The sequence below is a fragment of the Paracidovorax konjaci genome (genome assembly GCF_900112675.1).
Classification (GTDB): Bacteria; Pseudomonadota; Gammaproteobacteria; order Burkholderiales; family Burkholderiaceae_C; genus Paracidovorax; species Paracidovorax konjaci.
In genome coordinates this window covers 292,577-310,697 of the sequence record NZ_FOMQ01000004.1, presented here as the reverse complement: position 1 = coordinate 310,697, position 18,121 = coordinate 292,577, and the positions used below count along the sequence as shown (strand labels likewise).

17 protein-coding genes are annotated in these 18,121 nt (G+C 70.6%); 5 read left to right on the top strand and 12 right to left on the bottom strand.

Features of this window, described 5'->3' with window-relative positions; translation table 11 throughout:
• Nucleotides 1–133: 133 nt before the first annotated feature.
• Nucleotides 134–1,786 carry an NAD+ synthase gene (locus BM144_RS07910; RefSeq protein ID WP_092950872.1) on the bottom strand — a complete coding sequence of 551 codons (1,653 nt, stop codon included), beginning with the start codon at nt 1,784–1,786 and terminating at the stop codon, nt 134–136.
• A 341-nt stretch (nt 1,787–2,127) separates the two neighbouring features.
• Between BM144_RS07910 and BM144_RS07905 the strand changes: the two genes are divergently transcribed.
• Entirely contained in the window at nt 2,128–3,354 is a 1,227-nt protein-coding gene (locus BM144_RS07905) for a GNAT family N-acetyltransferase (RefSeq protein WP_092950870.1), read from the top strand.
• Between the two features lie 16 nt (nt 3,355–3,370).
• Here the strand turns inward: BM144_RS07905 and BM144_RS07900 are convergent, their stop codons facing one another.
• Nucleotides 3,371–4,291, bottom strand: coding sequence for a LysR family transcriptional regulator (locus BM144_RS07900; protein ID WP_092950868.1), 921 nt, complete (start codon nt 4,289–4,291; stop codon nt 3,371–3,373).
• A 170-nt stretch (nt 4,292–4,461) separates the two neighbouring features.
• On the opposite strand from BM144_RS07900, the gene BM144_RS07895 reads away from it, so the two are divergent.
• Together BM144_RS07895 and BM144_RS07890 are read left to right on the top strand one after the other, a co-directional pair.
• Nucleotides 4,462–5,904, top strand: coding sequence for a M20 family metallopeptidase (locus BM144_RS07895; RefSeq protein WP_092950866.1), 1,443 nt, complete (start codon nt 4,462–4,464; stop codon nt 5,902–5,904).
• Between the two features lie 64 nt (nt 5,905–5,968).
• On the top strand, nt 5,969–6,994 hold the full coding sequence (locus BM144_RS07890) for a Bug family tripartite tricarboxylate transporter substrate binding protein (protein WP_092950864.1): 1,026 nt from the start codon (nt 5,969–5,971) through the stop codon (nt 6,992–6,994).
• A gap of 137 nt (nt 6,995–7,131) precedes the next feature.
• Here the strand turns inward: BM144_RS07890 and BM144_RS07885 are convergent, their stop codons facing one another.
• The 3 genes from BM144_RS07885 to BM144_RS07875 form a co-directional block, all read right to left on the bottom strand.
• Complete coding sequence (locus BM144_RS07885; RefSeq protein WP_092950862.1) at nt 7,132–7,647, bottom strand: chemotaxis protein CheW; 516 nt, start codon at nt 7,645–7,647, stop codon at nt 7,132–7,134.
• 208 nt (nt 7,648–7,855) lie between these two features.
• Complete coding sequence (locus BM144_RS07880; RefSeq protein ID WP_092950860.1) at nt 7,856–8,497, bottom strand: 3-oxoacid CoA-transferase subunit B; 642 nt, start codon at nt 8,495–8,497, stop codon at nt 7,856–7,858.
• A 3-nt stretch (nt 8,498–8,500) separates the two neighbouring features.
• Nucleotides 8,501–9,313 carry a CoA transferase subunit A gene (locus tag BM144_RS07875; RefSeq protein ID WP_092950858.1) on the bottom strand — a complete coding sequence of 271 codons (813 nt, stop codon included), beginning with the start codon at nt 9,311–9,313 and terminating at the stop codon, nt 8,501–8,503.
• Nucleotides 9,314–9,472: 159 nt separating this feature from the next.
• Here BM144_RS07875 and BM144_RS07870 point away from each other — a divergent pair, with 159 nt between their 5' ends.
• Together BM144_RS07870 and BM144_RS23305 are read left to right on the top strand one after the other, a co-directional pair.
• Nucleotides 9,473–10,015, top strand: a complete 543-nt coding sequence (locus tag BM144_RS07870) for a PAS and helix-turn-helix domain-containing protein (protein WP_092950856.1) — start codon at nt 9,473–9,475, stop codon at nt 10,013–10,015.
• A 139-nt stretch (nt 10,016–10,154) separates the two neighbouring features.
• Nucleotides 10,155–11,057 carry a hypothetical protein gene (locus BM144_RS23305; RefSeq protein ID WP_217644332.1) on the top strand — a complete coding sequence of 301 codons (903 nt, stop codon included), beginning with the start codon at nt 10,155–10,157 and terminating at the stop codon, nt 11,055–11,057.
• Nucleotides 11,058–11,107: 50 nt separating this feature from the next.
• Here the strand turns inward: BM144_RS23305 and BM144_RS07855 are convergent, their stop codons facing one another.
• The 7 genes from BM144_RS07855 to BM144_RS07825 form a co-directional block, all read right to left on the bottom strand.
• A complete protein-coding gene (locus BM144_RS07855; RefSeq protein WP_092950854.1) occupies nt 11,108–12,388 on the bottom strand; it encodes an NAD(P)/FAD-dependent oxidoreductase in 1,281 nt (426 codons plus the stop codon).
• Between the two features lie 112 nt (nt 12,389–12,500).
• A complete protein-coding gene (locus tag BM144_RS07850) occupies nt 12,501–13,427 on the bottom strand; it encodes an SMP-30/gluconolactonase/LRE family protein (protein ID WP_092950852.1) in 927 nt (308 codons plus the stop codon).
• 48 nt (nt 13,428–13,475) lie between these two features.
• On the bottom strand, nt 13,476–14,387 hold the full coding sequence (locus BM144_RS07845) for an amidohydrolase family protein (RefSeq protein WP_092950850.1): 912 nt from the start codon (nt 14,385–14,387) through the stop codon (nt 13,476–13,478).
• Nucleotides 14,388–14,394: 7 nt separating this feature from the next.
• Nucleotides 14,395–15,369: a Bug family tripartite tricarboxylate transporter substrate binding protein gene (locus BM144_RS07840; RefSeq protein WP_092950848.1), complete on the bottom strand. Its 975-nt coding sequence runs from the start codon at nt 15,367–15,369 to the stop codon at nt 14,395–14,397.
• Between the two features lie 50 nt (nt 15,370–15,419).
• Nucleotides 15,420–16,412: a Bug family tripartite tricarboxylate transporter substrate binding protein gene (locus tag BM144_RS07835; protein WP_092950846.1), complete on the bottom strand. Its 993-nt coding sequence runs from the start codon at nt 16,410–16,412 to the stop codon at nt 15,420–15,422.
• Between the two features lie 75 nt (nt 16,413–16,487).
• Nucleotides 16,488–17,429: an NAD(P)-dependent oxidoreductase gene (locus BM144_RS07830; RefSeq protein ID WP_092950844.1), complete on the bottom strand. Its 942-nt coding sequence runs from the start codon at nt 17,427–17,429 to the stop codon at nt 16,488–16,490.
• Nucleotides 17,426–18,112 carry an RraA family protein gene (locus BM144_RS07825; RefSeq protein WP_092950842.1) on the bottom strand — a complete coding sequence of 229 codons (687 nt, stop codon included), beginning with the start codon at nt 18,110–18,112 and terminating at the stop codon, nt 17,426–17,428. Before BM144_RS07825 ends, BM144_RS07830 begins: the two co-directional genes overlap by 4 nt.
• Nucleotides 18,113–18,121 lie beyond the last annotated feature (9 nt).

The window sequence follows — 18,121 nt, the reverse complement described above, 5'->3', positions numbered from 1 at the left end:
TTGCGCGGCGGAAGGGTTGCTCCGGGCCATCAAACGGCTCGGCATCCGCCGCACAACGATCCGGGGGCCGCGGCCCGTGCTGCAGCACGGCAGGGCGAACCGACGGTGTTATGCGGTGGAAGGCCGATCCGTTTCAGGCCCGGAAACGGTTGGTGATCGGGTAGCGCCAGTCCTTGCCGAAGCTGCGTGGTGTCACGCGGATCCCGACAGGGGCCTGGCGGCGCTTGTACTCGTTGATCTGGATGAGCCGGGTCACGCGCTCGACATCCGCGGCAGCGTAACCCGCGGCGACGATGGACTCGATCGGCTCGTCGTTCTCCATGTAGCGCGCGACGATGGCGTCGAGCACTTCGTAGGGCGGCAGGCTGTCCTGGTCTTTCTGGTCGGGGCGCAGTTCGGCGCTGGGCGGCCGGGTGATGATGCGCTCCGGAATCGGCGCTGCGCCGGTGCCGAACGGATCGTTGTCGTTGCGCCAGCGGGCCAGTCCGTACACGGCGGTCTTCGCGACGTCCTTGATGACCGCGAAGCCGCCGGCCATGTCGCCATAGAGGGTGCAATAGCCCGTGGCCATTTCGCTCTTGTTGCCCGTGGTCAGCGCGATGGCGCCGAACTTGTTCGACAGCGCCATGAGCAGGGTGCCGCGGATGCGCGCCTGCAGGTTTTCCTCGGTGGCATCTTCGGCACGCCCGGCGAATTCGGTGGCGAGCGCAGCCTTGAAGGCGTCGAACTGGGGCGCGATGGCGATTTCGTCATAGCGCACGCCCATGCGCTCGGCCATGTCGCGCGCATCGATCCAGCTGATGTCCGCGGTGTAGGGCGACGGCATCATCACCGCGCGCACCCGGTCCGCTCCGAGAGCATCGACGGCGATGGCGAGCACCAGCGCCGAATCGATGCCGCCGGAAAGCCCCAGCAGCGCACCCGGAAAGCGGTTCTTGCCGACGTAGTCGCGCACGCCCATGACCAACGCGCTCCACAGGTCGGACTCCGGCGCCGCGATGGGCGCCACATCTGCTATTACTTTTATAGTATCGTTTTCAATTTTTACGGCGGCATGGAGCAGTTTTTCCTCGAACCCCGGAGCGCGGAAGCTGACGAAACCGCCGGCGTCCAGGGCGAACGAACGCCCCTCGAAAACGACTTCGTCCTGCCCGCCCACCAGGTGCGCATAGACCAGCGGCAAGCCCGTTTCCGCCACGCGCTCGCGCATGATCTGCTCGCGCTCCGCGCTCTTGCCCAGATGGAAGGGAGAGGCGTTCAGCGTGGCGAGCAACTGGGCGCCCGCGTCGGCGGCCTGGCGCGCGGGTCCGGGGAACCACGCGTCCTCGCAGATGAGCAGGCCGATGCGCACGCCCTGCACCTCGAACACGCAGGGCCCGCTGCCGGGCGTGAAGTAGCGGCGCTCATCGAACACCGCGTAGTTGGGCAGTTCCTGCTTGGCATAGGTGTGCTCGGTGCGCCCGCCGCGCAGCACGCTGGCGGCGTTGTGGCAGCACTCCTGCCCATCGACGATGCGGCGCCAGGGGTGGCCGACCACCACGGCCAGGCCGTCCAGGCCGGCCGTGGCCTCGGCGACCGAAGCCAGCGCCTGCTCGCAGGCGTCCAGGAACGCCGGGCGCAGATAGAGGTCTTCGGCCGCATAGCCGCACAGGGCGAGTTCGGGGGTCAGCAGCAGGCCCGCGCCTTGCGCGTGCGCATCGCGCGCGGCGGCGATGATCTTCCGGGCGTTGCCCTGGACATCGCCGACGATGAAGTTGAATTGCGCGATGCTGATGGCGAATGGCATGGAAGGCGGCAGGAAAGGACTCCGGCGATTATGTCACCCGGCTTTCCGCGCGCCGGGCACCCCCGCGTTATCCCCGCGCGCACTGGACAACTCTGTGGATAAGCCGTGGCCTGCGCTGTAGGGCGCGGGTAAACCCTTGTTTTCATTACAGATTTGTTTCAATGCCGCTTTTTTGGGCAGTGGATGGCTGGCGCTTGCGGTACCGGCCGGGCCTCCCCGCCGCCGCTCGCCGACCGCCCGCACGGACCCGCAGGGTTCCGCTTTTGCGCCATCATCGGCGGCATGCCGGGCCGCCCGCCCTGCCCCGCGCCCCTGAACTCCCCTCCCCACGGACCGACGCCTTGAGCCCCCCCGACGACTCCCCGGCCTTTTCCGACAGCCGCTACACGCTGCAATTGCACCCTTCGCCCGACGGCGTCGCGGCGCACGAATGGGATGCCCTGCTCGCCGCCCAGGCCGAGCCGACGCCCTTTATGCGGCATGCCTACCTGGCGGCCCTGCATGACAGCGGCAGCGCGGTGCCCGAGACCGGCTGGACGCCGGTGTTCTGCGCGCTGCGGCGGGACGGCGTGCTGGTGGGGGCCTGCGCCGTGTATGCCAAGCCGCACTCCTATGGGGAATACGTGTTCGACCACGCCTGGGCCCATGCGTACGCGCGCCACGGCGTGGAGTACTACCCGAAGGCGGTCGTCGCCGTGCCCTTCACGCCCGTGCCGGGCGCGCGGCTGCTGGCGGTGGACGCGGCTGCGCGGGCGGCGCTCGTGCGGGCGCTGGTGCAGTGGTGCGAGGAGGCGGGGCTGTCTTCGCTGCACCTGCTGTTCGCCGCGCCCGAGGACGTGGAAGCCGCGCGCGCCGGGGGGCTGATGCTGCGACAGACGGTGCAGTTCCACTGGCAGAACGCCGCGCCGGGCAGCGGCGCCGCCTTCAGTACGTTCGACGGGTTCCTCGCCACGCTCGCGCAGGACAAGCGCAAGAAGATCCGCCAGGAGCGCCGCCGCGTGGCCGATTCCGGCGTGGCATTCCGCTGGGCGCGCGGCGCGGACATCGCGGCGCAGGACTGGGATTTCTTCTACCGCTGCTACGAGCGCACCTACTGGGAGCACGGCAACCCGCCCTACCTCACACGCGATTTCTTCCACCGCATGGCGCAGGACATGCCCGAGGCCTGGCTGCTGTTCATCGCGGAGCGCGAGGGCGCGCCGATCGCCAGCAGCCTCATCGCGCTCGGCCGCGACGGCCCCGCGGGAGCCGTGGCCTACGGGCGCTACTGGGGGGCGCTGGAGCGTGTGGACTGCCTGCATTTCGAGGCTTGCTACTACCAGCCGCTGGCCTGGTGCATCGCGCACGGCGTGCGCCGCTTCGAGGGCGGAGCCCAGGGCGAGCACAAGATGGCCCGCGCGCTGATGCCCGTGGCCACCACCAGCGCGCACTGGCTGGCCCACCCGGGGTTCGCCGCGGCCGTGGACGATTTCCTGCAGCGCGAGGGGCGCGGCGTGGACGGCTACCTGCGCGAACTGGGCGAGCACAGCCCGTTCCGCGCACCGGGCGGCCCTGCGGCACCGGAGTAACTCGCCGCCGCGCCTTTCAGCCGTGCCCGCCGGCCTCCGCGATGGCCCGCTCCAGGGCATCGACGCAGGCGCGCAACGGCGCGGACAGCGTCCGGCCTTCGAGCGACAGGATCTGCAGCCGGCGCTGCCTGAGCACGGTGGCTTCGGCGAAGGGCCGGGCCACCACCGTGCCCTCGCGCACGCGGTGCACGACGGTGAGCAGCCCGGACAGCAGGATCTGCGGGCTGCGCAGCAGCGGCAGCATCACCGACGAGAAATTGCTCACGAACACCGGGTGGTAGCGCAGCCCCTGGGCATTGCAGGCCAGATCGAACAATTGCCGCGATGTCATGCCCGGGCTGCCGACCAGCAACGGATGCCGGGCCACCTCCGCCAGCGCCACGCGTTCCGCGGCGGCCAGCGGGTGGTCGGGCGCCATGACGGCCAGGATCGGGGCACGCGCGGAATGCTCCACGCGCAGGCCCGGCTCCGGCGCCACGGCGTATTTGAGGCCGATGTCGGCCTCGCCGCGCAGCAGCCACTGGCTCACCGCATCCGGCGCACCCACCATCAGCTCGACCCGGCTGTCCGGTTGGACGCGCCAGAAATCCCGCATGAAGGCCGGCATGAAGTCGGCGGCGAAGCCCTCCGTGCAGCACACGCGGACCCGCGCGGAGGTTTCCTGTCCGAGCTGGCGCACCTGGTCGAGCATCTGCTCGGCGTCCAGCACCGCGTGCCGCAGGTGCGCCGCGAGCCGCTGGCCCGCCGCCGTGAGGGCCATGCCCCGCGCCTGCCGCTCGAACAGCGCCGTGCCGAAGCTGTCCTCCAGCTTGGCGATCTGGCGGCTCACCGCCGAGGGCGCCACGAAAAGCCGCGCGGCGGCCTGGTTGACCGATCCGCTGCCGGCCACTTCCAGGAAATAGCGCACCGGGGTGCTGTGCAGAAAAGGCTGGGCCATGGCGGGTGCGGTGGGGGAGGAAAAGGCCGCGGCACCGGGAACAGGTGCGCGCTGTGAAGCAGATATCCTCGCATGCGTTGCCCAAAAGGCAATGCGCAGATGCCAAATCGGCACTTCCGGCAATGGCGAGATGGCCTTTTACTTGCAACGCAACCGTGAAAGGACACACCATGCACCGCCCTGATGCCATCGCGCTGGCCCACGCCTATTTCGACGACGGCCGCTTCTTCTCCGACCTGCAGCGGCGCGTGGCGCTGCGCACCGAAAGCGACATGGGGCAGGCGCCTCCGTCGCTGGCGGCCTACCTGCACGAGGAGCTGATGCCGCGCCTGTCCGCGCTGGGATTCCAGGGCACGGTGGTGCCCAATCCGCAGCCGCATGCCGGGCCGTTCCTGATCGCGCGGCGCGTGGAGGACCCGGCGTTGCCCACGGTGCTGGCCTATGGCCACGGCGACGTCACCAGCGGCCAGGATGCGCTGTGGGACGAGGGCCTGGGCCCGTGGTCGCTGCGCTCGCGCGGCGACCGGCTCTACGGCCGGGGCACGGCCGACAACAAGGGGCAGCACAGCATCAACCTGGGCGCGCTGGCCGCGGTGCTGGAAGCCCGCGAGGGCCGGCTGGGCTACAACATGACCTGGCTGATCGAGATGGGCGAAGAGGCCGCTTCCCCCGGGCTGCATGCCGTCTGCGCGGAGCACCAGGAGGCGCTGCGTGCCGACCTGTTCCTCGCCAGCGACGGCCCGCGCGTGAGCGCCGGCCGTCCCACGCTGTTCCTGGGATCTCGGGGGGCGGTCAATTTCACGCTGCGCCTGCGCGAGCGGCCACGCGCCTACCACTCGGGCAACTGGGGCGGCGTGCTGGCCAACCCCGCCACGCGGCTGTGCCACGCGGTCGGCTCGCTGGTGGATGCGCGCGGGCGCATCACCGTCGAGGGGCTGCGCCCGCCGCCGGTCTCGCCGGCCGTCCGGCAGGCGCTGGCCTCGATCTCCATCGGGGGCGGCGCGAACGACCCGGCCCTGTCGGCCGGATGGGGCGAGCCCGGGCTGTCCGCCGCCGAGCGGCTGATGGGCTGGAACACGCTGGAGGTGCTGGCCCTGGGTGCCGGCCAGCCACAGCGCCCGGTGAACGCGATTCCCGGCGAAGCGGTGGCGCATTGCCAGTTGCGCTTCGTGGTGGGCACACCCTGGCAGGCGCTCGAATCCACCGTGCGCGCCCACCTGGATGCGCAGGGCTTCCCCGACGTGGAGGTGGGCGTCACCCTCGCGGGGGCCGCCACGCGGCTCGACCCGGACCACCCGTGGGTGGACTGGGCGCGCGCTTCCATCGAGCGCAGCAGCGGCCAGGCGCCCGACGTGCTGCCCAACCTCGCAGGCTCGCTGCCCAACGACGTGTTCGCCGATCTGCTGGGCCTGCCCACGCTGTGGGTGCCCCACTCCTACCCGGCCTGCGCGCAGCACGCGCCCAACGAGCACCTGCTCGGATCGGTGGCGCGCGAAGGCCTGGGCATCATGGCGGGCCTGTACTGGGACCTGGGCGAATCCGGAGGCGACGCGCCGCCCCCCTGGGCCCGCAAGAGCGCACGCACCGAACGCCAGGAACCGGCGGTGGCCTGAGCGGGCCACACCAGCATTGCCTCCACCGACCTTCTCCGATCGATCCCTCACCCACCCCGCTGCCATGGACACCGACCGCTGCCCCCACTCCCCCCTGCCCGCACCGCTGCGCCGCCGCGCGTTCTCGCTTCTCGTGCTCGGCGCTGCCGCGGCCGCAGCGGCCGGTGCGGGCAACGCCCGCGCCGAGGACGCCTGGCCCGCCAGGCCGGTGCGGCTGATCGTGCCGTTCCCGCCCGGGGGCGGCACCGACCTGGTCGCGCGGGCCCTCGGGCAGCGCCTGGGGGACCGCCTCCGCCAGCCCGTGGTGATCGACAACCGCCCCGGCGCCTCGACCGTGATCGGCACCGACGCCGTCGCCAAGGCGGCGCCGGACGGCTACACGCTGCTGCTGTCGGGCTCCACCAGCTACACGGTGAATCCGGCGCTGCGCAGCCGCATGCCCTACGACCCGGTGCGCGATCTGGCACCCATCCTGATCGTGGCGCGCACGCCGCTCGTGCTGGTGGTGCGGGCGGAGCAGCCCTGGCGGTCGGTGGCCGACGTGGTGCAGGCCGCCAAGGCACAGCCCGGCGGCGTCCGCTACGCCACGTTCGGCCCCGGCTCGGGTCCGCACCTCGCGGGGGAGCTGTTCGCGCTGGCCACGGGCGTGAAGCTGCAGGACGTGCCGTACAAGGGCAGCAGCCAGAGCACCCTGGCGGTGATCGGCGGCGAGATCGAGCTGGGCATCGACACGGTGGCCGCGGTGGCGCCGCATGTCCGGTCGGGCAAGCTGCGCGCGCTGGCCATCGTGGGCGCGTCGCGTTCGAGCCTGCTGCCCGAGGTGCCCACCATGGCCGAGCTGCGCTGGCCGGATGCCACCTTCGACGCCTGGTACGGCTTTGCCGCGCCGGCCCGCACGCCGCAGCCCGTCATCGCCCGGCTCGCGCGCGAGGTGGAGGCCGCCCTCGCCGACCCGGCGCTGCAGGCGCAACTGCGCGCCCAGGGCATGGAGCCCGCCGCCATCGGTGCGGCCGCCTTCCGCCAGCAGATGGATGCGGAGATCGGCCGCTACCGGGCGCTCGCGCACCGGGCCGGCATCGTGGTCGAGTGACGCACCGCCGGCAGCCCGCACTGCCGGACTTCGGGCGTTTGATGCTCCATGCCGGCGGATCCATTCAATAGTTTGCTATCTTTTCAATAGCAAACGGGCCCTTGCGGGCCCGTGGATGCCGACGGCGCGGTGGCGCGTCAGGGGGTGGCGACCGAACGCACCAGGCCCATTTCGGAGCTGCTCAGCAGCGATTCGATGTCCATCACGATGAGCATGCGCTCGCCCAACGTGGCGATGCCGGTGACGAAGGCGGAATCCACCTGGCCCTGGAACTGCGGCGCGGGGCGGATCGCATCGCGGGAGAGTTCCACCACGTCGGCCACGGCATCCACGACCGCGCCGAGGACCGTGCCCCCCACGTTCAGGATGATGACCACGGTGAAATCGGTGTACTCGGCGCTGGCGCAATGCAGCTTCAGGCGCAGGTCGACGATGGGGACGATCACGCCGCGCAGGTCGATCACGCCCTTGATGAAGTCGGGCGCGTGGGCCATGCGCGTGGGCTGCTCGTAGGAGCGGATTTCCTGCACGCGCAGGATGTCGATGCCGTATTCCTCCTGGCCCAGGCGGAAGGTCAGATACTCTGCGGGCGGGTTGGCGGCGGCGGCGTTGCCACCCGAGCGGTGGTGGGCGGCGGAGGGGGTGGACAGCATGGCGGATCCTTCTCTATGAAGCGGTGCGGAAGCAGGGCCGGACGCGGCATTCCAGCGCGGCCACCGCATTGTGCGGGCAGCATAGCAGCCCGTCCGTTACTTGTGGTGACATTTACGTATTTTCCCCAGCCCGCATGCGGCCCCTGCCGGCGGCCGGAACGGCCCGGGCGCGGCGGAGCGGTGGGGCCCCGCCAGCGCCCGGCACGCGTCAGGCCGGCAGCAACTGGACGCCGGTCTTGGCCTGCAGGTCCTCGAAGCTCACTCCGGGCGCCAGCTCGACCACCTTGAGGCCGCCGGGCGTCACGTCCAGCACGGCGAGGTCCGTGATGATGCGGTCCACCACGGCCACGCCCGTCAGCGGCAGCGTGCACTCGGGCAGGATCTTCAGGTCCTCGGTGCCGTCCTTCTTGCGGGCCACGTGCTCCATGAGCACGATCACGCGCTTGACGCCGGCCACGAGGTCCATGGCGCCGCCCATGCCCTTGACCATCTTGCCGGGGATCATCCAGTTGGCGAGATCGCCCTTCTCGCTCACCTGCATGGCGCCGAGGATCGACAGGTTGATCTTGCCGCCGCGGATCATCGCGAACGACTGGTCGCTGCCGAAGATGGACGAGCCCGGGATCGTGGTCACCGTCTGCTTGCCGGCGTTGATGAGGTCGGCGTCCACCGCGTCTTCGGTCGGGAAGGCGCCGATGCCCAGCATGCCGTTCTCGGACTGCAGCCACACCTCCTTGTCGCCCGTGTGGTTGGCCACGAGCGTGGGAATGCCGATGCCGAGGTTCACATAGAAGCCGTCTTCCAGCTCCTGTGCCGCACGCGCGGCCATCTGGTCTTGGGTCCAGGGCATGTCTCAGGCTCCTTGTTGTTTGTTGGCGGGCACCGTGGGCACGGGCACTTCGCTGCTGGCGGCCGCCTGGGCGATGACGGCCTGCGCCTCCACCTTGGCAGCGACGGGGTCCACGGGCGCCGCGGCGCTCACGGTGCGCTTCTCGATGCGCTTTTCGGGGGTGGGGTTGTGCACGATGCGGTGCACGTAGATGCCCGGCAGGTGGACGTCGTCGGGGGCGATCTCGCCGGTCTCGACGATCTCCTCGACCTCCACGATGCAGACCTTGCCGGCCGTGGCAGCCGCGGGGTTGAAGTTGCGCGCCGTGAGTCGGAACTGCAGATTGCCCGACTTGTCGGCGCGGTGCGCCTTGACCAGCGCCACGTCGGGCACCAGCGAGCGTTCCATCACATAGGTTTCGCCGTCGAACTCGCGCAATTCCTTGCCTTCGGCCACCATGGTGCCCACGCCGGTCTTGGTGAAGAAGGCCGGGATGCCCGCGCCGCCGGCGCGCAGCTTCTCGGCCAGCGTGCCCTGCGGCGTGAACTCCAGTTCCAGCTCGCCCGCGAGGTACTGGCGCTCGAATTCCTTGTTCTCGCCCACGTAGGACGAGATCATCTTCTTGATCTGCCGCGTCTCCAGCAGCTTGCCCAGCCCGAAGCCGTCGACCCCGGCGTTGTTGGAGATCACCGTGAGCCCCTTGGCACCGGAATCGCGCAGCGCGTCGATGAGCGCCTCGGGAATGCCGCACAGGCCGAAGCCGCCCACGGCCAGCATCTGGCCGTCCGCCACGACGCCCTTGAGCGCCGCAGCCGCGGAAGGAAATATCTTGTTCACACCCGTCTCCTCAGTTGGAAGGTTCACGAATTCTCTGATGATCGCAGCCGGCGGTGACGGCGTTCGCGCCCCACCGGCCGGCCACCGCGCAGACGCCTGGCGCGCTCTACGATACTACGTACCTTCATAGGTAGTTTTTCGTAGAGAGTTGCCCCGAGCATGGACATCGATTACCGCCTCGCCTTCGACATGGCCCCCGTGGGCCTCGTGCTGTCGCGCAACCGCACTATGGTGGACTGCAACCGCCAGGTCTGCGAGATGTTCGGCGCGTCGCGCGAACTGCTGATCGGCCAGTCGTTCCGGATTCTGTATCCCAGTGCGGACGAGTACGAGCGCCTGGGCAAGCGCATGGAACCCATCCTCAACGCCCGCGGCCACTATGCCGACAACCGCATCATGAAGCGCGCGAACGGCGAGGTGTTCTGGTGCCACGTCTCGGGCCGGGCACTGAACCGCGAGGCGCCGCACGAGTCGGGCATCTGGAGTTTCGAGGACCTCAGCTCGCAGCGGCCGGTGAAGGCCGAACTCACGGGCCGCGAGCGCGAGGTGGCCGCGCGCCTGCTGGAGGGGCTGACGTCCAAAGAGATCGGGCGCGCATTGGACATCAGCCACCGCACGGTGGAGATCTACCGCGCCCGGCTGATGCGCAAGTACGCCGCATCGACCGCGGCCGATCTGGTGCAAAAGCTCATGGCCGGGTAGACGAACGGCAGGCGGCTGGCAGGCGGACGGGGCGCTGCAAACGCTAACACTTGCTTGCACCTGGGCTCCCTGGGTGGGGTTACGGCCACAGGGCGCCAGCAGATACCTTTCGCGGCTTCGTCTCTGAGGTTCATTGCCCATGCCCACCCACCCACACTCTCTCCGCACGGCCGCATTCGCCGCGTTCGCCGCATTCGCGGCCGCCTCCCTGACCGCCTGTGGCGGGGGCGGCGGCGGCGATGCGGTCGCTACGCCGGGCAATCCCTCGACCCCATCCCCCGCGCCCTCCCCGTCACCCGCGCCCGCACCGTCGCCCACTCCGGCGCCCTCGCCTTCACCATCGCCCGCGCCCTCTCCTGCGCCCAGCCCGGCCCCCTCGCCCGCACCAGCGGCCGGCAGCTCGGCCGACTGCTACAACGCCGCCGACTACAACGAAGGCACCGAGGTGGTCGAAGAAGGCATCACGAAGATGGAGGGCCAGCCCGACCTCGCCACCGTCAGCACCCGGACGACCGGCGCCCGCCAGGACTTCGCCGGCGCGAAGCCGGTGATGTTCATTCCCAGATCCACCGGTTCGGTGGGCGAGAACAGGGAATTCCGCGATCTGGTGAACGGCCGCGAACTGGCCTACGGCGTGGTCTCCGACACCTCCACGCAGGTGCTGACCCAGGTCTACGATCCGCCGGTCTCCACGCCGCTGGACATGCAGCCCGGGCAGACCGTGAACCGCGACCACAGCACCCAGACCACGGTCACGCCCAAGAACGGAACGGCCTCCTCGTCCTTCAAGGAGGCCGTGACCGACCAGTTCACCTACACCGGGCGCGAGACGCTGCAGACCCCGATGGGCGCGCTCAATGTCTGCAAATTCAACAACGACGTAACCTCCGTGGGCTCCCTCGGCAACGCCGTGTCCAATTTCCAGCTGTGGGTGGTGGCCGACGGCCCCTACCGCGGGCGCACCGTGAAGATCGCCACGTCGTCCTCCAACGGCAAGCCTTCCACGTACGAGGTGACGCGGATCACCTACACGCCCAAGTGAACCCGCGCTGAGCGGCGGGCGCCGCCCCGGCGCCCCTGCCGCCTCGCGTGTCAGTGCAGCTTGAGGCGCCCCGACACCCGCTGCTGCAGCAGCCGCGCCAGGGCCAGCACCGCCGTCTTGCCCACGCCGAGGATGGCCCGGTGGTGGTTCAGGTGCAGCGACATGTACATCCACTTCGCGATCAGGCCCTCGACGAAGAAGTTGCGCCCTGCCAGGCCGCCCATGAGGTTGCCCACGCCCTTGTTGTCGCCCAGCGAGACCAGCGAGCCGAAGTCGCGGTACGCGAAGGGCTCGTCGATCTCGTGCTCGCGCAGCATCGCGGAGAGCACGCGCGCCAGGTATTCGGCCTGCTGGTGCGCGGCCTGCGCACGCGCCGGCACCAGCTTGCCGTCCACCCAGGGGCACGCGGCGCAATCGCCGAAGGCATAGATGCCCGGCACGGAGGTGCGCAGCCGGTCGTCCACGACGAACTGGTTGAGGCCGTTCACCGCCAGCCCCATGCGCCCGTTGGTGTCGGCGGCCTTGATGCCGGCGGCCCAGACGATCATCTCGGCCGGCACGTTGCCCGCGGGCGTGACGAGTTCGCCGCGGCGGATTTCGGTCACGCGCGTGCCCGTGCGGATCTGCACCTGCTTGCGCTGCAGGGCGAGCGCGGCCTGGGCGGAGATCTTCTCGGGCAGCCCGCCCAGGATGCGCGGGCCTCCTTCGACGAGCGTGATGTCGAGGCGAAATCGCTGGCTGCTGCCCAGGCTCTCCTGGATCTCGGCATAGGCCTCCAACAGCTCGGCCGACAGCTCCACCCCGGTGGCGCCGCCCCCCACGATGGCCACGCCCAGCGAGCGGCTCTCGGAGAACGCGGCGCGCGCGCAGGCGGCCAGCCAGTCGGCATGGAAGCGCTGCGCATCGCGCACGTTCTCCAGCAGGTAGGCATGCTCGATGCCCGGCGTGCCGAAAGAATTGGAGCCGCTGCCGATCGCGAGCACCAGCCGCGTGAAGCTGACCACGCGCTGCGGCACGATGGTCTCGCCCTCGGCATCGCGGATCTCCGACAGCGTAATCATCCTGCGGGCGCCGTCCAGCGCCGCCAGCTCGCCCATCGAATAGCTGAAATGGTTGCGGCGCGCGAGCACGGTGTACGACAGGCCCTCCTGGTGCGCATCGAGCGTGCCGGCCGCGACTTCGTGCAGCGTGGGCTTCCAGATGTGGAAGGGGCTGCGGTCCACCAGCAGGATGCGTTCGCGGCCTAAGCGCTGGCCCAGCCCCCGCCCGAGCCGGGCCGCCAGTTCCAGGCCGCCGGCCCCGCCCCCCACGATCACGATATCGAAGTGCATGCGTCACCTTTCGTTTGCGTTGCGTCAAGTGTATGCATGCGCGCCCTCCGGCTCGGTAAAAACCCGAAGCTCCGCCCCGGCGATGGCGACAGGCGCGGCCGGCGCCCGCACTTCAGGGGCGCTGCGCGGCGCGGTGGATCGGCAGGCCCGCCGCGGACATCGGGGCGTGCAGGATCTGCCCGTGCGTGGAGTCGGTCACGAACAGCCCGCGCCGCCCCGGGCCGCCGAAGGCCAGGTTGGTGGTGGAGCTGCCGGGCACGCCGCGCAGCACCTCCACCGGCTCGGCACGGCCGTTCAGCACCCAGACCACGCCCAGGCCCGGGTTGGCCACGAGCACGCGGCCCTCGTCGTCCACGGCCAGCCCGTCGGGGCCGCTCGGGCCGTACGAGGTGAAGAACTGGCCCACCTTGGCGACGCTGCCGTCCGGCAGCAGCGGCACGCGCCACACGCAGTTGCCGCGCGTGGCGGCCAGGTACAGCACGCGCCCGTCGGGCGAGAGCGCCACGCCGTTGGGGCTGGGCACGTTGTCCAGCAGCAGGTCGAGCTGGCCGTTCTGCCGCAGCCGGTAAAGCCGTCCGCTGGGGTCGTGCAGGCCGCTCTGCCCCTGGTCGGTGAAATACAGGTTGCCTTCGGCGTCGAAGATCAGATCGTTCACCCCTTTGAAGCGCTCGCTGTTGCGGCGCTCCAGGTAAGGAGTCACCACGCCCGTCGCCACGTCGAGCTGCATCAGCCCGTTCTTGTAGTCGGTGATGAGCAGCGTGCCGGCGTTCAGGAACTTCATGCCGTTGGGCTCGCCGCCGTACTCGGCCACCTGGCTCCAGGCGCCCTGCGGGTCGATGCGGAAGATGCGGCCCCAAGGGATGTCGGCGACGTAGAGGTTGCCCGCGCCATCGAACACCGGCCCCTCCAGGAAAGAGTCGGTGACCGTGCCGCCGCGGTTGGCGTCGGCCCACTCGCTGCGCTCGCGGCGGCGGAAGGCTTCGGGCAGGGAGGTGAACGGCTCCAGCGCGCGGATCTGCGGGGCTTCGAGCAGGAACATGGGATATCGGCTTTCTTTTCTCGGGGGAAGGGAGGCAGGAGCGGCGCGTCAGCCGGCTCCCGGTGGGGGGCTGTCCGCATCGAATCCGTAGAGCAGCGCAGGATTGCGCACGAGGATTCCATCCATCGCCGCGTCCGAGCCGGCCCAATCGCGCAGCAGGTCCAGCAGATCGGCATCGTTCACCGTGCCCGGCGCCTCGGTGGTGTGGGGCCAGTCGCTGCCCCACACCAGCCGCTCGGGCGCGGCCTGCACCAGCGCGCGGCCCAGCGGCAGCGTGTCGGCATGGCGGCCGGCGCCGTGCACGGTGGACCGCATGTAGGCGCCCGAGAGCTTGACCCAGGTGTTGCCGCCGTCCAGCAGCCCGCGCAGCACGCCCCAGGCGGGGCCGCAGGTGCCTTCGGCCGGATCGATGCGGCCCAGGTGGTCGATCACGAGCGGCACCGGCAGCGTGCGCAGCAGCGGCGCCAGCGCCACGATCTGCTCCGGGTGCGCGAAGACCTGGATGTGCCAGCCGAGCCGCGACGCCTTGCGCGCCAGCGTGGCCAGCATCGCCGGGGTGGTCTCACCCCACGACTGCGGCGAAACGAAGTTCACGCGCAGCCCCCGCACGCGGCAGGCGTGCAGGCGGTCCAATTCGGCATCGGTGGCACCCTCGCCCACCACGGCCACGCCGCGCGCGCCGTCGCCCAGCTGGTCCAGCGCATCGAGCGTGCAGGCGTTGTCGGTGCCGTAGGTGGACGGCGTGACGACGACCGCGCGCGCGGTGCCCAGGCGCTGCTGCAGCCGCCGGTAGGCGGCCACGGGCGCGTCGGGCGGCGTGCGCGGCCAGTGCGGCGACGCTGCGAAGCGCGCATCGAAAACATGCATGTGGCTGTCGCAGGCCAGCGGAGGCAGCGTGCGCACCGGCCGGTTCACCCCCGCCGAATGCGGCACCGGCGCCAGGATCGGATCGGGAGCCATGCCGCGGTCAGTCGAGCTGGATGCCGCCCTGGCGCACCACGGCGCCCCACTTGGCGTCCTCCTTCTTGAGGAACTCGGCAAACTCGGCCGGCGTGGACCCGATGGGCCGGGCACCCAGGTCGGAGAGGCGCTGCTTCACCTCGTCCTCGTTCAGCACTTCGGCCAGCGCCTTGTGCAACTGCGCCGCCACGGACGCGGGCGTGCCGGCCGGCAGCAGCACGCCGTTCCATTCATACGCCTCGTAGCCGGGCACCGCCGCCTCGGCTACGGTGGGCACGTCGGGCAGGCGCGCAGAACGCTCGGGCGAGGAGATCGCCAGCGCCCGCAGCTTGCCGCCCGACACCAGCGGGTACGTGGCCGCGATGGTGCCGAACATGAAGTCCACCTGCCCGCCCATGACGTCGGCGATCGCCGGGCCGCCGCTCTTGTAGGGCACGTGCACCATGTCCAGCTGCAGGCGCTGGCGGAACAGCTCCGACGCCAGGCGCTGCACCGTGCCGCTGCCGCCCGAGGCGAAGTTGATCCTGCCGGGCTGGGCCTTGGCGCGCGCCACGAGGTCGTTCACCGTCTTGAACGGCGAGTCCGCCTTGACGATCAGCACGTTGGGCGCCAGCAGCACGAGCGACAGCGGCTGCAGCGCGCCGGCCGCATACGGCATCTTCGCGAACAGGTGCGGGTTGATGGAATACGGCGTGGCGTCGTAGAGCATGGTGTAGCCGTCCGCCGGTGCCTTGGCCACGAAGGCCGCACCGATCGTGCCGCTCGCACCGGGCTTGTTGTCCACGATCACCGAGGTGCCGAGCCTGGTGCCCATGCGGCTCGCCAGCACGCGGGCCACCGCGTCGGCCGCGCCGCCGGGCGCATAGGGCACGACGATGGTGATCGTGCGCTCGGGGAACGCGGCGTGCGCCGCGGCGGCGGTCAGCACGCAGGCGGCGGCCAGCAGTCCGCGGACGAAGGTCTTGAAGGGCTGGGTGCGCATGGTTTTTGTCTCCGTGAAAAAAAGATTCGGGAATACGGGGCGGGCCGCTCTCAGTCGGCCTGCAGGCCGAGTTCCCGCGCGACGCGGGTATGGGCCTCGGTCTCTTCGCGGACCTGCCGGACGAAAGGCTCGCCGCAGCGCAGCGATGCCTCCATGCCCAGTCCGCGCAGCTTTTCGGCGGTGGCTTCGCTGCGCGCGAACGCCGTGGCGGCACGCTCCAGCGTCTGCACGATGGCGGGCGGCGTGCCCGCGGGGGCCAGCACGCCGTACCACGCATCGGCGGAGAAATCCTTGCCGCCGGCCTGCGCGAAGGTGGGCACGCCGGGCAGCAGCGCCGAGCGCTGCGGCGACGCCACGGCCAGCGCCGTGAGCTTGCCGCCCTGCACCTGCGGCAGCACCGAGCCCAGCGTGGCGAAGGAGCTGTCCACCTGCCCGCCCATCAGGTCGGTGACCACGGGCGCGGCCCCCTTGTAGGGCACGTGGTTGAGGCGCAGCCCGTTGGCCCGCGCGAACATTTCGGTGGCGAAATGGCCCGAGCTGCCCACCCCGGCCGACCCGGCGGTGATGCGCCCCGGCGCCTGGCGCACCCGGTCCAGGAATTCGGGCAGCGAGCGCACGGGCAACGACGGCCCCACGACCAGCACCGTCGGGCTGGTGGCCACGGTGCACAGCGGCAGGAAGGATCGGACGGCATCGAACTTCACGCGCGTGCTGTAGAGCGCCGGGATCATCGTGTGGTTGGTGGCGCCGAACAGCAGCGTGTAGCCATCGGCCGGTGCGCCGGCCACGGCCTGCGCCGCCAGGATGGTGTTGGCGCCCGGCTTGTTGTCCACCACGAAGGGCTGGCCGAGCGTGCGGCTGGCCTGCTCCGCGAATGCGCGGGCCACCACGTCGGTCGGCCCGCCCGCGGCAAAGCCCACCACCAGCCGCACGGGCCGGGCGGGATAGCCGTCCGCCTGGGCGAAAGCCGTGCCATTTGCTATTAAAACAATAGCTATCGAGGTCCATTTTCCGGCGGCATGGAGGCGATATGGCTTGAACATTTCAGTGTGTCTCCTTTTTTTGTCGTACCGGGGCTGCCTCCGCTGGCCCCGGGGCTGGCGCCTGCGGCGCCTGGTTCAGGCCGTGGGCAGCGCCGCGCGGCTGCGGCCGAGCACGTCGAGCAGGTTCCGGGCCGCGCCCACCCCCATGTTCACGTAGGCATCGCCCGTCACGCCGCCGATGTGGGGGCTCAGGATGAAGCCCTTCTCGCCCTGGAACGGGTGGCCGGCCACCATGGGCTCCGCGGCGAAGCTGTCCAGGCCCGCGGCCATCACCTGGCCCGAGCGCACGGCCGCCAGCAGCGCGGCTTCGTCGATCAGCCCGCCGCGCGCCGTGTTGACCACGATCACACCGTGCTTGCACTGCGCCAGCGTGCCGGCGTTCAGCATGCCGCGGTTCTCGTCGGTGAGCGGACAGTGCAGCGAGATCGCGTCCGATTCGCGCCAGATCGTGGCGAGGTCCACGCGTTGCACATGGTCCGGCAGGTTCTTGGCGAACGGATCGAAGCCGATCACGCGCATGCCGAGCGCATCGGCCATCTTCGCGAAGCGCAGGCCGATGGCGCCCAGGCCCACCAGCCCCACGGTGCGCCCGCCCAGCTCCAGGCTCTTGTGCGTAGCCTTGTCCCAGTGGCCAGCGTGCATGCGCGCGTCCAGCTCCACCACCGACTTGGCGCAGGCCAGCAGCAGCGCCAGCGCCTGCTCTGCCACCGCCGCGGCGTTGGCGCCCACGGCGGCCACCACCTCGATGCCGCGTGCCTTCGCGGCCACCTTGTCGATGGTGTCGGTGCCGCTGCCGTGCTTGGAGATCACCCGGAGCGACGGCGCCGCGTCCATCACGGCCGCGCCCACCTTGCCGTAGCGCACGATGATGGCCACCGGGTCGTGCTGGCGGCACAGGGCCACGAGGTCTTGCTCGGTGGGCGTCTTGCCGGCGTAGACGATCTCGAAACCCTGGAGCAAGTCCAGGGCCTGCCGGGCCAGGTCGGCACCGGTGATGATGATGGCGCGGGCGCTCACAGCGACGCTCCTTCCTTCAGCACGCCGGCGGCGCGCAGCGCGGCGGGCAGCCACTTCGATGCCGTGTCGCCGCGGGCGATGGCCTCGATGCGGGCGGCCTCGTCGGCCACCTTCTTGTCGGCCAGGGCCATCATGGCGGGGGCCTTGGCGCGCTCGATCACCACCACGCCGTCGGCATCGCCCACCACCAGGTCGCCCGGATTCACCACGGCGCCACCGGCAGAGATCGGATGGTTGATGCGGCCGGGCACGTACTTGGTGGGCCCGGCAGGATTGAAGCCGGCGCTGAACACGGGAAAGTCCAGCTCCAGGATCTCCAGCTTGTCGCGGATGGCGGCATCCACCACCACGCCGGCCAACCCGCGCTTCTTGCAGGCGCTCAGCATCAGCGTGCCCATGAGCGCCGCGGTCTGGTCGCCCTTGCCGTCGATCACCAGCACGTCGCCCGGCTGGGCGAGCGCGATGGCGGCGTGGATCATGAGGTTGTCGCCGGGGCGCACTTCGACGGTGAAGGCCGGTCCCGCCACCTTCATGCTCTGGTGCACGGGCGAGACCCGGCCATGCAGGGTGCCGCGGCGGCCGGCCACGTCGGCGAGGATGGCGGCCTGGAAGGTGGCGGCCCGGGCGACGACGTCGGCGCTCACGCGCTCGATGTCACGGATGATTTCGGGAAGTGCGATCATGGTGGTGCG

What these genes read in the sequence shown, in the direction of transcription:
- BM144_RS07910 (WP_092950872.1), bottom strand. Translation starts at nt 1,786, where the DNA reads ATGCCATTCGCCATCAGCATCGCGCAATTCAACTTCATCGTCGGCGAT.
- BM144_RS07900 (WP_092950868.1), bottom strand. Translation starts at nt 4,291, where the DNA reads ATGGCCCAGCCTTTTCTGCACAGCACCCCGGTGCGCTATTTCCTGGAA.
- BM144_RS07895 (WP_092950866.1), top strand. Translation starts at nt 4,462, where the DNA reads ATGCACCGCCCTGATGCCATCGCGCTGGCCCACGCCTATTTCGACGAC.
- BM144_RS07890 (WP_092950864.1), top strand. Translation starts at nt 5,969, where the DNA reads ATGGACACCGACCGCTGCCCCCACTCCCCCCTGCCCGCACCGCTGCGC.
- BM144_RS07885 (WP_092950862.1), bottom strand. Translation starts at nt 7,647, where the DNA reads ATGCTGTCCACCCCCTCCGCCGCCCACCACCGCTCGGGTGGCAACGCC.
- BM144_RS07880 (WP_092950860.1), bottom strand. Translation starts at nt 8,497, where the DNA reads ATGCCCTGGACCCAAGACCAGATGGCCGCGCGTGCGGCACAGGAGCTG.
- BM144_RS07870 (WP_092950856.1), top strand. Translation starts at nt 9,473, where the DNA reads ATGGACATCGATTACCGCCTCGCCTTCGACATGGCCCCCGTGGGCCTC.
- BM144_RS23305 (WP_217644332.1), top strand. Translation starts at nt 10,155, where the DNA reads ATGCCCACCCACCCACACTCTCTCCGCACGGCCGCATTCGCCGCGTTC.
- BM144_RS07855 (WP_092950854.1), bottom strand. Translation starts at nt 12,388, where the DNA reads ATGCACTTCGATATCGTGATCGTGGGGGGCGGGGCCGGCGGCCTGGAA.
- BM144_RS07850 (WP_092950852.1), bottom strand. Translation starts at nt 13,427, where the DNA reads ATGTTCCTGCTCGAAGCCCCGCAGATCCGCGCGCTGGAGCCGTTCACC.
- BM144_RS07845 (WP_092950850.1), bottom strand. Translation starts at nt 14,387, where the DNA reads ATGGCTCCCGATCCGATCCTGGCGCCGGTGCCGCATTCGGCGGGGGTG.
- BM144_RS07840 (WP_092950848.1), bottom strand. Translation starts at nt 15,369, where the DNA reads ATGCGCACCCAGCCCTTCAAGACCTTCGTCCGCGGACTGCTGGCCGCC.
- BM144_RS07835 (WP_092950846.1), bottom strand. Translation starts at nt 16,412, where the DNA reads ATGTTCAAGCCATATCGCCTCCATGCCGCCGGAAAATGGACCTCGATA.
- BM144_RS07825 (WP_092950842.1), bottom strand. Translation starts at nt 18,112, where the DNA reads ATGATCGCACTTCCCGAAATCATCCGTGACATCGAGCGCGTGAGCGCC.